The 13365-nt window shown below is 72.0% G+C and carries 7 protein-coding genes; 3 read left to right on the top strand and 4 right to left on the bottom strand.

Going from position 1 to position 13365, the window contains the following annotated elements:
- Positions 1 to 2 precede the first annotated feature (2 nt).
- Both EAO75_RS24945 and EAO75_RS24940 read right to left on the bottom strand, forming a co-directional pair.
- On the bottom strand, positions 3 to 440 hold the full coding sequence (locus tag EAO75_RS24945) for a roadblock/LC7 domain-containing protein (RefSeq protein ID WP_147997260.1): 438 nt from the start codon (positions 438 to 440) through the stop codon (positions 3 to 5).
- Positions 437 to 3289, bottom strand: coding sequence for a nitrate- and nitrite sensing domain-containing protein (locus EAO75_RS24940; protein WP_147997259.1), 2853 nt, complete (start codon positions 3287 to 3289; stop codon positions 437 to 439). Before EAO75_RS24940 ends, EAO75_RS24945 begins: the two co-directional genes overlap by 4 nt.
- Positions 3290 to 3710: 421 nt before the next feature.
- Here EAO75_RS24940 and EAO75_RS24935 point away from each other — a divergent pair, with 421 nt between their 5' ends.
- The 3 genes from EAO75_RS24935 to EAO75_RS24925 all read left to right on the top strand — a co-directional run bounded on the left by EAO75_RS24935 (position 3711) and on the right by EAO75_RS24925 (position 7274).
- Positions 3711 to 4358, top strand: a complete 648-nt coding sequence (locus tag EAO75_RS24935; protein ID WP_147997258.1) for a hypothetical protein — start codon at positions 3711 to 3713, stop codon at positions 4356 to 4358.
- Between the two features lie 97 nt (positions 4359 to 4455).
- The gene (gene solA / locus EAO75_RS24930) at positions 4456 to 5616 is read left to right on the top strand and encodes an N-methyl-L-tryptophan oxidase (RefSeq protein ID WP_147997257.1); all 1161 of its coding nucleotides are present in this window, start codon (positions 4456 to 4458) and stop codon (positions 5614 to 5616) included.
- Positions 5617 to 5693: 77 nt separating this feature from the next.
- Positions 5694 to 7274, top strand: coding sequence for an APC family permease (locus EAO75_RS24925; protein ID WP_147998059.1), 1581 nt, complete (start codon positions 5694 to 5696; stop codon positions 7272 to 7274).
- Positions 7275 to 7318: 44 nt separating this feature from the next.
- Here the strand turns inward: EAO75_RS24925 and EAO75_RS24920 are convergent, their stop codons facing one another.
- Together EAO75_RS24920 and EAO75_RS24915 are read right to left on the bottom strand one after the other, a co-directional pair.
- A complete protein-coding gene (locus EAO75_RS24920) occupies positions 7319 to 12043 on the bottom strand; it encodes a hypothetical protein (protein ID WP_147997256.1) in 4725 nt (1574 codons plus the stop codon).
- Between the two features lie 135 nt (positions 12044 to 12178).
- On the bottom strand, positions 12179 to 13060 hold the full coding sequence (locus EAO75_RS24915) for a hypothetical protein (RefSeq protein WP_147997255.1): 882 nt from the start codon (positions 13058 to 13060) through the stop codon (positions 12179 to 12181).
- Positions 13061 to 13365: the final 305 nt, after the last annotated feature.

Raw genomic sequence — 13365 nt, 5'->3', positions numbered from 1 at the left:
CACTACCCGCCCGAGGACAGATCGGTGCGCGGAGCGGAGCCCAGATGTACGCCGACCCGCTTGACGAGGAGCGTCATCTCGTACGCGACCTGGCCGACGTCGGAGTCGGCGTCCGAGAGCACCGCGAGGCAGCTGCCGTCGCCGGCGGCCGTCACGAACAGGAAGGCGTCGTCGAGCTCGACGACCGTCTGCCGGACGTTGCCCGCCTCGAAGTGGCGGCCGACGCCCTTGGCGAGGCTGTGGAACCCGGACGCGACGGCGGCCAGGTGTTCGCTGTCCTCGCGCGTCAGGTCCTTGGACACACCCGTCGGCAGGCCGTCGCCGGAGAGCACGAGGGCCTTACGGATGCTGGCGACGCGGTCCACCAGGTCGTCGAGGAGCCAGTTGAGCTCCCCGGACTGGTCGGTCGCGGTGTGGCCGGTCGCCTTCGGTGCGGTCATCGACCGTCCCCCTTAGTCGTTCGTGGTGGTGCTGTGCCGCTGTGGGCGTCGTCGTCCGTGGCGTTCTCCTGGCGGCCGCGCTGCCAGCCGCGTTGGAGTGAGGCCATTCGGCTGCGTACCTCGTCCGCGTCCCGCTCGACGGGTTCGGGCTTGTCCTCGGTGCGCCGCACGGGCTGCTGCTTGAGCTGTGGGGCCAGGTTGGCCTGCCGTACGCGCCGGGGCAGCGGTCCCGTACCGGAGCCGGTCGACGGTTGCGGGTCGGTCGGGCTCGCTGCCGTGTCATCGGTGCCGCCCGACGCGATCGCGGGGCGGTGTGTCCGTCTGGGGAGCGCCGACGGCTCCGGCTGCTCACCGCGGTCGCGCCCTGCGGGGGACGGGATCCCGGCGCGGTCTTCGGTGCGGTCGGGGCCGCCGGCCGCCTCGCCTCGGGGTCCCGTGCCGCGGCGGCGGGTCGGGAGTGGAGCGAGGCCGTTCGGCTGCGGACGGCTCGGGCCCGGTGAGGGCTCGGGGTCCGCCTTCTCCCGCCGGGAGCGTTGCTCGCTGACCGGGCGTCCGTGCGAGCTGACCAGTTTGGGTGCACCGCGGCGGGGCAGCGGCACCGGGGCGCTCACCTCGGCGCCTGGGCCCACCTGGTCAGCACCGCCGGGCAGGCCGGAGACCGGGTGCTGCTCGCCGAGCGGGCCGGTCGTCTCGGTCTCCGTGGGGCTAAGGGCGCGCCGCGGACGGAAGAGGCCGCCGCGATCGCCGTCCTCGTCGTCGAGGGGGTCGGGGAAGTCGCCGAGCGCGTCGAGGTCCACGGGGGCTTCGAGCTCGACCGGGCCATCCAGGAGCGAGGCCGGCAGGCCCGGCACGCGGACCGGCACCTGGGCGAGGGCGGCCCGGCGCGACTCCTCCAGTTCGGCCTCCTTGGAGGGCGTGGGCCGGTCGAGACGGAACCCGATGCCGTTGGTGTCGGGCACGTCGTCGGTGAGCAGCGCGTCGGGGATGAAGACGACGGCGGTGGTGCCTCCGTACGGCGACGGCTGGAGGGAGACGCGGACGTTCTGCCGCTGGGCGAGCCGGCTGACCACGAACAGGCCGAGCCGGTCGGTGTCGGACAGCTCGAACTCGGGTGTCTCGGCGAGCCTGAGATTGGCATCCAGCAGGGACTCGGCCGCCATGCCCAGGCCGCGGTCGTGGATCTCCAGGGTGAAGCCGTTGGCGACGCGCTCGCCGAGAACCTGGACCGCGGTGTGCGGCGGGGAGAACACCGTGGCGTTCTCCAGGAGTTCGGCCACGAGGTGGGTGATGTCCGCGACGGCCGGGCCGGTGACGGCGACGCGGGGCAGGCGGCGCACCTCGATGCGCTCGTAGTCCTCGACCTCGGCGACGGCGGCGCGCACGACGTCCATGAGCTGGACGGGCTTGCGCCACTGCCGGGAGGGGGCGGCGCCGGAGAGGATCACCAGGCCCTCGGCGTGGCGGCGCATACGGGTGGTCAGGTGGTCGAGGCGGAACAGGTCGGCGAGTTCGTCGGTGTCCTCGGTCCGGCGTTCCATGGTGTCGAGGAGGGTGAGCTGCTTGTGCAGGAGGACCTGGCTGCGGCGGGCGAGGTTGACGAAGACCTCGGAGACGCCGGCGCGCAGTTCGGCCTGCTTGACCGCGGCCTCGACGGCGGCGCGCTGGAGGGTGTTGAGGGCCTGGCCGACGTCGCCGATCTCGTTCCTGTCGTACTCCAGGCGCGGGACCTCGGTCTCGACGTCGACCTGCTCGCCGGCGGAGAGGCGGCGCATCACGCTGGGCAGCCGTACGCCGGATGCCTCGTGGGCCTCCATGCGCAGCTGCCGGAGATCGCGGACGAGGCTGCGGCCGATGCGCACGGAAAGGATGAGCGAGAACAGCAGGGCGAGCAGGCCGAGGACGCCTGCGATGGCCGCTTTGATGATGACGCTCATCGCGACCGGGCTGACGCGGTCCTGGTAGCGGGTGCCCGCCTCGTCGTTGAGTTTGCTGAGCTCGTCGAGGACGCCGCCGGCGGCGGTGTCCCACGTCTTGGCGTCGACGGTGCTGGGCCTGCCGGCCTGGGTGGAGATGACGGCCTGTTCGGCGACCCGCAGCGGAGCGGTGGAGGCGTTCTTCCAGAAGCGCTCGAAGCGTTCACGCTCGGACGAGGGCAGGTCCGTCAGGCTGACCTCGTACATGAGGGTGCGCTGGGCGACGAGGTCGGAGACGTCACGTGTCTCGTCGCGGGAGAGCTTTCCGACCACGAGGGCGGAACTGAGCAGCGCGTCCTCGCGGGAGAGCAGCTCGCGGGCGCGAGTGACGTTGAGGAGGGCGCGGGCCTGCTTGTCCATCTCCACGCTGTCGATCCCGTCGAGGGATCCCAGCAGGGCGTAGCAGGGGTCGACGAGCCGGTTGTAGAGGTCGAGGGCCTGGGATCGGGTGACCGTTCCGTCCTCGACGCTGCGGCGCAGTGGGTTGATGCCGTCGAAGGAGTCCAGAACGGCGGTGAGGCGCTCTTCGTCGCCTTCGTCCATCCCGTCGCGGACGTCGGGGTCCTTGGCGTTCTTGCGGATCTCGGAGACCGCTGCGTCGGTGGCGCTCCGGGTGACGCGCAGCGCCGTCAGCGCGTCCGAGGCCCGGGGGTCGGCGAGATAGACGAGCGCCTGACGACGCTCCTGCTGGAGAACGCGGACGGCGTCCTCGGTGGAGTAACCGATCTTCTCGACGAGGGACGACACCGTGAACAGCTGGGCCACACCTCGCCCCGTGAGTACCGTGGCGAAACCCCAGATCGCGGTCAGGGACACCAGCGGCACGAGAAGCAGCGCCACCATCTTCCGGCGGATCGACTTCCCGCGAAAGCGCATGGCCTCCCCCAGCTCAAACCCCCCACCGGTCAGGGGGCACACCTGTGCGTCAACAGTCGGCGCGAGCCTACTACCGACGCACAGGTAACTCGAAGAGCCGTCCGGAACCTGAACTTCCGCACCGGCGGCGAGACATGGGGAGTTGTCCGGTCATTGCGGGAGATTGCCTACCGCGATCCCACGACGCCCCGGCGGAGGGAACCAGCCGGATTCTCTGGCCAGTTGGCCGGAATTTTATCCTTCCCGGGAATCTTCGGGCCGCGCCGTTCGTCCTTCTGTACAGGAAATGGGTGCGGAATGGGCCACAGGAGCCGCATCCTGCCCCTGGGCGGGGTAAAACAGCGCAAGCCGGGCAGCCACTGGGGAGCCGAGTCTTCAGACACGGGCAAGGGGGCTACTGGCGGTGGGGAGTGACACGGTGATGGGCACGGCGGAGCGGAATGAGGCGCGCGAGGACGGCGCTACTGCGCACGAGGCAGCGCGGCGCGGTCCCGAAGCGCAGGATCGCGACATTCCGGCGGGCGCCGGCAACGGGGCGGGGAGTCGCGAGATTCCGGAGGGCACGCGCGTGGTGATGGCGGACGGAGATGACGTGGTGGCCGGCTCCGGCGGCAGGTTGACGAAGGACGAGATCGGTGCCGCGGCCGTTGACGACCGAACGGCCCAAGGGTGGTCGAGCTACCGGCCCTTGTGGGTGGAGGAGCCCGCGCGGCGGCGCCGGATGCCCGATCCGGTGCGAAGGTCGGCAGTGCGGGCTGTGCTGATCATCGCGCTGACGTTGATACAGGCGATGGTGGCCTTCCTGTGCACTCTGGCGGGATCGTGGCTGGCGTTCCCCATGGTGATCAGCAGTGTCGCCAGCACCGTGGTGGCCACCTGGGGCGCCGTCGACGTCTGGGTGACCCGCCAGGTGTGGAACCAGCGCAACGGCGTAGTCTCGGCACCGAGCAGCACGGCGCGCTCCCTGCGACGCGAGCGGCGCCGGGCACGACAGCAGGCGCGGGAGGCGGAGCGCACGCAGGAGCGAATAGGTCAGCGGGGCGGGACCGGGCAGTTGTCGCATCCCTGATCGTGGTCGACCGGCGGGCAGGATCAGAGGCAGGGACGGCTGAGCCGTCCTCCCCGGGTGCCTCAGAGCGCCCCGCATCCGCCGACAGGAGAGGCCCGTGGCCCCCAGTTACGACGTGATCGTCATCGGCCTCGGCGGCATGGGCAGCGCGGCCGCCCACCACCTGTCCGCGCGCGGGGCCCGTGTGCTGGGGCTGGAGAAGTTCGGCCCGGTGCACGACCGCGGCTCCAGCCATGGCGGTTCGCGGATCACGCGGCAGTCGTACTTCGAGGACTCGGCGTACGTCCCGTTGCTGCTGCGTGCCTACGAGCTGTACGAGGACCTGGAGCGGGCCGGCGGCCAGGACATCGCCACCCTCTGTGGTGGCGTGATGGTCGGCCTGCCCGATTCACGCACCGTCTCCGGCTCGCTGCGTTCGGCGCAGGAGTGGGATCTGCCGCACGAGATGCTGGACGCGAAGGAGATCCGTCGCCGCTTCCCGACGCTCGCGCCGAAGGACGACGAGGTCGCGTTCTACGAGAGGAGAGCCGGTTTCCTGCGGCCGGAGAACACCGTCGCCGCGCATCTCCGGCTGGCCACCCGGCAGGGCGCCGACCTGCACTTCGAGGAGCCGATAACGCGCTGGGAGCCGTACCGGGACGGCGTGCGTGTGCACACGGCCGAGAACACCWACACCGCCGGCCAGCTGGTGATCTGCCCGGGCGCGTGGGCGCCACGGCTGCTGGCCGATCTAGGGGTGCAGTTCTCCATCGAGCGGCAGGTCATGTACTGGTTCCAGCCGAAGCAGGGCACCGGTCCGTTCCTTCCCGCACATCACCCCGTCTACATCTGGGAGGACGCCGCCGGCGTCCACGTCTACGGATTCCCTGCCATCGACGGACCCGACTCCGGGGCCAAGGTCGCTTTCTTCCAGAAGGGCCAGGTCACGACGCCGGAGACGATCGACCGGACCGTCCACGAGGACGAGATCCAGACCATGGCGGACCACTTGTCCGGCTGTGTCCCGGACCTGCCCGGGACCTTCCTCAAGGCCGCGACCTGCATGTTCTCCAACACGGCCGACGAGCACTTCGTCATCGCCCGCCACCCGGCGCACCCGCAGTCGGTCACCGTTGCCTGCGGGTTCTCCGGGCACGGTTTCAAGTTCGTGCCCGTCGTCGGGGAGATCCTCGCCGACCTCGCCCTGACCGGCGGCACCGAGCACCCCATCGGCCTGTTCGACCCGGCTCGCCTCATTGACACTGTCCTGCCTCACTGACACTGTCCTTGATCCAGCAGCCGCCCGAGCCCGCCCGAGCCGCTCCCTCCCCTCCCCGGCCCACGAGGAGTCCGCGCRTGCCGAAAACGGAGCAGTCAGCCGGTCCGCACAGTCATGACGACGCCGAACTCGCCGAGTTCGGCTACAAGCCCGAACTCAAGCGCACCCTGGGCAACTTCCACACCTTCGCCGCCGGGATCAGCTACATCTCGATCCTCACCGGCACGTTCCAGCTGTTCTACTTCGGCTACGGCAGCGGCGGTCCCGCCTACTGGTGGTCGTGGCCGATGGTGTTCGTCGGCCAGTTCACGGTCGCACTCTGTTTCGCGGAGCTCGCCGCCCGCTATCCCGTGGCGGGCTCGGTCTACAACTGGTCGAAGAAGATAGGCAATCCGCACCTGGGCTGGCTCGCCGGCTGGATGATGCTGATCGCGTCCATCGTGTCGATCTCGGCCGTGGCGCTGGCCTACCAGCTGACGCTCCCCCAGATCTCGTCGGCCTTCCAGCTCGTGGGGGACGGCTCCGGCAAGTACGACGTGGCGACCAACGCGGTCATCCTGGCCACGGTGCTGATCCTGTTCACCACCGTGGTGAACGCCTTCGGCGTCAAGCTGATGGCGAGGATCAACACGGCGGGCGTGTTCATCGAACTGATAGCCACCGTCGTACTGATCGTCCTGTTCGCCGTCCACATCACACGCGGCCCACAGGTCGTCCTGGAGACGAACGGCACCGGCGCGGACTACGGCACCGGGTACCTGGGCGCGTTCCTCGTGGCCTCGCTGGCGTCGGCGTATGTGATGTACGGCTTCGACACGGCCTCCTCCCTCGGTGAGGAGTGCCTGGACCCGTCCCGCAACGCACCGCGCGCCATCATCCGCGCCATCGTGGCCTCGTTCGTCCTGGGCGGCCTCATCCTGCTGCTGGCGCTGATGAGCGTGTCCAGCCTGAACGGCGAGAAGCTGTCGACGGACGGACTTCAGTACATCGTGCTCAATGTGCTCGGTCCCACGGCCGGCAAGGCGATGCTGTGGTGCGTGCTGATCGCCGTCACGGTGTGCGCGCTGGCGGTGCACACAGCGGCGATCCGGCTGGCGTTCGCGATGGCCCGGGACAACAACCTGCCGGCCTCCTCGCGGCTGGCGCGGGTCAGCCCGCGCTTCCAGACGCCGGTGCTGCCGACCGTGATCATCGGGGTCCTGGCCCTGTCCATCCTGGTGGTCAACATCCGTCAGCCACAGATCTTCACCGTCGTCACGAGCATCGGCATCATCATGATCTACCTCGCCTATCTCGGTGTCACCGCGCCGATGCTGGTGGCGCGGCTGCGGGGCACATGGCAGCCGGCGGGCGACGGGAAGTTCTCGCTGGGACGGTGGGGGCTGCTGGTCAACATCGTCGCCGTGGTGTGGGGCGCGGGCATGACGATCAACCTGATCTGGCCGCGCGCCGCGGTCTACAACGCGGCGGCTCCGTATCACTGGTATCTGCGCTGGGGCGCGGTGCTGTTCGTCGCCGTCATCGCGGGCGGCGGCTTCGCCTACTACTGGTTCGTCCAGCGGCACCGGACGGGCGTCCTCGCCGAGCACAGCCTCGCGACCACGGCCACACCGAACGCACCCGCCCCAGGCCCAGCCGTCTCACCGACGGCGGAATGAGCCCGCCTTCCTCAGCGACCCGCCCTCCTCGGTTGTCGCACCCCTCACGGCGCCGCCGGTGCCGGGCGCTTGAACATCCGTGTCGCCGTGATCTCGCTGTGCCCGGCCTCCCCCGCCTGGGGCTGCTGCGGTAGCCCCGGACGGAGGTGTTCCTCGACGCTGATGTACTTCAGGCCGGCCCGGAGGTCGGCGTCGTTGCGCAGGCGGATGACCAGCGGGAACTCCGCGAGTGCGGTCGTGTCGAACAGGCCTGTGGTGTAGAGGAGTTGGACGCCGAGCGCGTCCGACACGGCGCGCTGCAACTCCAACAGATAGGTGGCGTTGGCGCGTCCGATGGGGTTGTCGAGGAACAGCGTGCCGGCGTGCCGGTGCTTGTCGCGGCCTCGGTCGTTGCTTCTGAGCGCGGCCATCGTGCAGTACAGGGCGATGGCCGCCGTGAGCAGCTGGCCACCGGAGAAGACGTCGCCCATCTGCCCCACGGGCACGCGCTCGGCGCGCAGTACTGCGTCCGGCTTGAGGATCTCGACGGCGATGCCCTTGGGCTGGAGCGCTGCCGCGACTCCCCTCAGGAGCAGGGACATTCCGTCGCGCCGCAGGTCGGAGTTCTTCTTCACGGCCGCGCGTGTCGCCTCGTCGACGACCTCGCCCAGCCGTTCGGTGAGCGTGGCCTGGTCCGGCTCCTCGAAGCGGATGCGCAGGAATTCCTGTCCGGACCACTCACCGAGCCCTTCGGGCAGCCGGGACAGTCGCTGGGCGGACCGCAAGGTGGCCAGCGCGGATTCGACCAGGCCGCGCAGCCGGTCCACGATCGAGTCGCGGTTGCGCTCCAGCTGCGCCAACTCGTCCGTGAGCACACGGAGTCGGGGCGCGAAGGCGTCCGCCCACTTCTGCGCGTGCTCGGGCAGCGCGGAAGCGGGCAGCTCGCGGATCTGCTGGCGGGCGGGGGTGCGGACCTGCTCGTAGCGCGTGGAGTTGGCGTGCCGTACGAGCACGTCGCTCGCCTCGCGCACGGCGGCTTCCGCGGCGGAGAGGTCGGCGGCGCAGCCGCGCAGCGACCGGCGGGCCTCGGCCGCGGAGTGCCGGGCCTCCTCGGGGCTGCCGGGGTAGGGCTCGGGCTCCTCCTGCTCCTCGTCGGAGACGTGCTCGCGCAGCAGGTCGCGCAGCATCGCGGCGATCTCGTCGAAGCCGCCGGCCGCGTCCTCGGCGCCGCGGTGGGCTTCGAGGAGTTCGGCGTGCGCCTCGCGGGCCTGCGTCAACGCCCCGGTGCGGGAGGCGAGTTCGGCGGTCGCGGTACGCAGCAGCGCCTGCGCGTGCTCGGCGTCGCGCGGCTGGAGTTCCTCGGACAGCTCGGTGTGCGTCTCGCCGTCCTCGGGAGCGTGCCGTTCGGCCTCGCCGCGCAGCCGGCCGAGCTGCTCGCTCGCGCTGGACATACGGGTCTCCAGGAGCTGGACCAGCTCCTCCGCGCGCGCGGCGGCCGCCTGTCGGGAGGGGCCGTCGGAGCCGTCGGGCGATTGCAGGAGCTGTTCGGCCCGGGTACGGACCTTGTTGCTCAGCCGGTCCAGCTCCGCGCGCGCCGCGCTCTCGTCGCTCTCCGCGCGAGCCTGCTCGGCGCGCAGGTCGGCGCCGACGCCGACCTTCTCGTACAGCTGGGAGGCGGCCCGGTACGCCTCGCGCAGCGCGGGCAGGGACGCCTTCGGGGCACCCGCGTCCGTGTCCGTGTCCGGTACGTCGTCGGGGGCGCCCGCGATCTCCGAGCGCTCGGCGCGCAGGGCACGCGCGGTGCGGCGTGCGTCGTCGGCGCCGCGCTGGGCGGCGCGGCGGTCCTCGTCGGCGGCGCGGGCACGTTCCAGGCAGGTCTGGGCGCGGGCCTCGGACTCGACGGCCTCGTCGGCGAGTTCGCGCAGCTTGACCTGCCAGCCCGACCGTTCACGCAGCCGGAAAGCCAGCCCGGCCAGGGCGTCGGCGGAGCGCCGGGCCTTCTGCGCGACCTCCTGTCGCTCGTCGCGGACCTGCGCTGCCTCGGCGGCCGCTTCGTCGGCCTCGGCCCGCACGGTCCGCGCCTCGGCCAGCTCGGCTTCGGACTCCTCGGCGAACGCTCGCGTCTCCCGGGCGGCCTGCGCCAGCTCCACCAGCCGTCCGTCCGGGCAGCCGGTCCGCCAGGACGCGAGCCGGGCTGCCAGCTCCCGGTCCTTGCCAAGCCGTGCGGCGAGGCTGCGGATCTCCTCGTCCCTCTCGGTGGCCCGCGCGCGCAGCGTCTGCCGCTCCTCGTCGGCGGCGTGCTCGTCGTGCATGGCCGGGTTCGGCGGTACGAGGAAGACGTCACCGCTCGACGCGTCGGCCGCCGGGGTCGGGGCGAGCAGGGCGGAGGCCGTACCCACCGCGACGGCGGAGCGGGGCAGCAGGGCCGCGTCGCCCAGGACCTCGCGGGCACGCGCGTGCGTGTCGGGGTCGGTGATGATCACACCGTCGACCAGCTCGGGCCGGGCGGCCAGCACGCGCGCGTGGTCGGCGGGGTCGACGGCCTGGGCGAGATAGCGCCAGCCGGGCAGCGCCGGGATGCCCTGCTCGCCGAGGAACTCCACGGTGGCCAGCACGTCCGGGCCGGGCGGCAGCAGCCCGCCGTCACCGAGCGCGCCCAGGATCCGGGCGTCGTCGGCGGCGGCCGTACGCAGCTCGAAGAGCTGACGCTCGGCGGCGGAGACGGCGTCGTCGAGAAGCTCACGCAACTCGTCCGCGAACCGGTCGAGCTCCTCCGGCGTGAGGGCACCTTCGGTGGCAACGCCCGACGCGACGGCCTCGGCGCCTACCCGCGCGGTCGTGGTCGCCTTGCCGTCGTCCTGTGCGCCGGGCCGTGCGGCAGCGGTCGCCCCGCCGTCGTCCCCCGTGCGCGGGCCTGGCACGGATCCGCGCTTCACACCCGGCTCGCCGGTCAGGCTGAGCAGTTCGGCGAGCCGCTCCTGCGCCGCCAGCCCCTCGGCGAGCCGGCGCTCGGCGTCGTAGGCACGCTCCGCGGCCGTCGCGGCGTCCGCCGCGCGGGCCGCGGTCAGCTCCGCGCGGGACTCCGTCGAGGCCGCTTCGCGCGCGTGCTCCGAGGCGCGCCGGGATGCCTCGCGGGCGGTGTCCCAGGCGGCGACGGCCGTCTTCTCGGCGTCGCTCGCCGCGAGGGCGGCACGGGCCGGGTCGGCGTCGGGCGCGCTGTCGTCGAGCCAGCCCGCGCGGACGGCCTCGGCGGTCTCCTGTTCGACCTCGGACAGTCGCTGCCGCAGATGCCCGGCCTCACTGCGGGCGCGCTGCGCGTCGGTGGCGGCGGCGGTGGAGTCCCCGTAGGCGGACTCGCTCACCTCCTGGAGCGCGGCGGAGCGCTCCTCCCCCTCGTTGGCGAGCGTCTCGGCGCCCTCGGCCGCCGCGTGCAGAGCTCGTACGAGATCGACGGCGGCCTTGGCTCGGGCGGCCAGCGCGGGGGCGGCGTCCCGCTCGGCCTCCTGGATGGCGGCGGCCACGCGCGCGGCCCGGTCGGAGGCGGCGCGGTGCCTCAGGGCGGCCTCGGCGGCCTGCCAGGCGGAGTGCAGGGTGCGCGCGTCCGCGAGTTCGCGCTTCTGGGCGGCCGCCGACTTCTCGGCCGCCGCGAGCGCCAACGAGGCGTGCCGGTAGGCCAGCTCGGCGGCGATCAGGGCGCTGCGCTCGCGGCCCGCCTCGGCATGGGTGACGGCGTACGCGGCGGCGGTGACCCGCTGGGCGAGGTCGGCTGCGCGTACCCGCTCCTGGACGCCACGCGCGGACAGCCGCCGGGCCAGGGTCCGGGTGCGCCGCTCAGCACCGGTGTGGATGTCACGCGCACGCGCACGTGCCTCGGCGGCCTCGACGATCCGCCCCAGGAGGTCGACGGACCGGGCCGTGAAGTCCCGCTCGGCGATCAGCTCAGCACGTCGGCCCAGCTTGTTGCCGAAGCCGCCGACCAGGTCGGCGAGGCCGTCGGTGTCGCGGGTGTCGGTCACGGCCCGCAGCAGCAGGTCGGTGAAGTCGGAGTCCTTCTTGACGGCGAAGAGGCCGGCCGCCTCACCCTCGTCGGCGTTCATCTCCCGCTGGTAGCGGAAGAGTTCGGGGTCGAGGCCGAGGTCGCCGAGGTGCTCGATCCAGCGGTCGTGGATCTCCTCCCAGTGCACCTCCAGATGCGGATACGCCTTGCCCGCCTCCGTGATCGCGTCCCGGAAGCCCTTCATCGTGCGCCGGCGGCCCTGCGCGCCCGACTGGCCCTCGACGGACGGCCGTACGGCGGTGGACTCGGCGACCGGCAGGTTGTCCAGGGACAGTCCGGGTCCGGGCCGGAAGGAGTACCAGGCCTCGGCGAACTTCCGTGGGTCGTTGGAGACCTGGCGCCCGCGCCACTCGCTCACCTTGCCGACCACGACGCACTCGCCGGTGAGCGTGTGCTGCCACTCCAGCGCGACATGTCCGCAGTCGTCGGCGAGCAGGAACTTCCTGAGCACGCCGGAGCTCGCGCCGCCGAGGGTGTTGCGGTGGCCGGGCAGCATCACCGAGAAGATCAGCTTGAGCAGGACCGACTTGCCGCCGCCGTTCTCCAGGAAGAGCACGCCCGCGGGTGCGGGCCGGCGCGGCGGGCCGACGGGCTCCTCCTCGAAGAACTCCGCCTGCGTGGGCGCGGGGTCGGGCACGGGCTCGCCCACACCTCGCAGGTCAAGCACGGTGTCGGCGTAGCGTGCACCGGCCGGTCCGATGGAATAGAGGCGGACCCGGGACAGCTCGTACATGGCGGACTCTCGTAAGTCTTCGGCAGATCAGGGAAGTTCGGGGAAGCGCGTGGGCCTCGAAGGTCTTCGGGCGGCTTCAGGCGGCTTTAGGCGGTTCAGGGGCTGCACGGGGGCTTTGGGTGTCTTCATGCGCCATCAGCCGGAGTGGAACGGCAATCCCGCGTCGGCCACCAGCTCCAGGTCGTCCGTGGCTTCTGCCGGCAGCAGGGTCGGCGTGCCGTCGGTGACCGGGACCACGCCCAGCTCAAGCAGCTCGGCCATGGCGGCGCTGCCGGCCATGTCACGCACCTGGAGCTGGTAGCGGGCGGTCGTCCGGTAGGTGCCGCCGTTGTCGTCACCGGTCCGCTGGAGGAACCCGGAGTCGGTGAGGAAGGCGACGGCCTTGCCGACGATGCCGGTGGTCGAGCCCGCGAGCCGGCGTGCGTCCTTGGTGGCGCCGGTCGCGCTGCGTCTCACCCAGATCCGCCAGGCGGCCTCCAGTCCGGGCGCGTCCGTGGCGGGGTCGGTGTTGTCCCCCTGCTCCTGCGCATGCTCCTCCAGCCGACGGCAGGCCTGCCGGACGAATGCGTCGACGCCGTTGACGGTGACACGTCCGATATACCCGTCGTCGGCGAGGTCCTCGGGCCGAGGGAACGCCATGGCGGCTACGGCGAGATGAGCCAGCCCGTGCAGGAACCGGTCGCTGCCGTCAGCGGACGTACGACGCGCGTAGTCACCCATGCGGACGGCGAACACGGAGTCCTCGGCGGCGGTCACCGCCATCCCCGCGCGCGGGGACACCTCCAGCACGACCAGCCCGAGCCCCGCGGCCACGGCATCCGCGAGCCGCGCGAACGGCGGGTCCTCGCGGTACCGGCGCAGCAGGTCGGCGTACTCCTGGTCGCGCGCGGGCTGCAACTTGGGCTGCAGCCCGAAGGCGACGAGCCGCGCCGCGTCGGCGGCGTCGGCGGGGGTGACGGCCGCGGTCGCCGACGGGGCGGCGGCCTCCGGCTCACTCCACTCGACGTGCTCGGTCACGGTTTCGGCTCCTTGCTGCGGTGTTGCTCGGCCATGCGGTGTTGCTGGTCGTTGCGGAGTTGCTCGTAGGTGCGGAGTTGCTCGTAGGTGCGGTTCTGCGCGCACCTACGGTGCTGCCCAAAGGCGCGCTGTTGCTCGGCGTTGCGGTGCTGCCCGACCTCGCCAGACTGCCCACACCCGCCGGGCCGCCGGACCTCGCCGGACTGCCCTGTTGGATGCGGTGGGGATGGCGGCCGGCAGGACGGAAGCGGCATGAGGTGCGCCGGGGATCGTGCTTGCGAGCGGCCTGGCCGGGTCGGGCGGCC

This window comes from Streptomyces sp. UW30, assembly GCF_008042075.1.
GTDB lineage: Bacteria > Actinomycetota > Actinomycetes > Streptomycetales > Streptomycetaceae > Streptomyces.
This window is presented reverse-complemented; position numbering and strand designations above follow the sequence as displayed.

Bases quoted from the DNA above. Each gene is read 5' to 3' on its own strand.
- EAO75_RS24945 (WP_147997260.1), bottom strand. From the start codon at position 440: ATGACCGCACCGAAGGCGACCGGCCACACCGCGACCGACCAGTCCGGG.
- EAO75_RS24940 (WP_147997259.1), bottom strand. From the start codon at position 3,289: ATGCGCTTTCGCGGGAAGTCGATCCGCCGGAAGATGGTGGCGCTGCTT.
- EAO75_RS24935 (WP_147997258.1), top strand. From the start codon at position 3,711: ATGGGCACGGCGGAGCGGAATGAGGCGCGCGAGGACGGCGCTACTGCG.
- EAO75_RS24920 (WP_147997256.1), bottom strand. From the start codon at position 12,043: ATGTACGAGCTGTCCCGGGTCCGCCTCTATTCCATCGGACCGGCCGGT.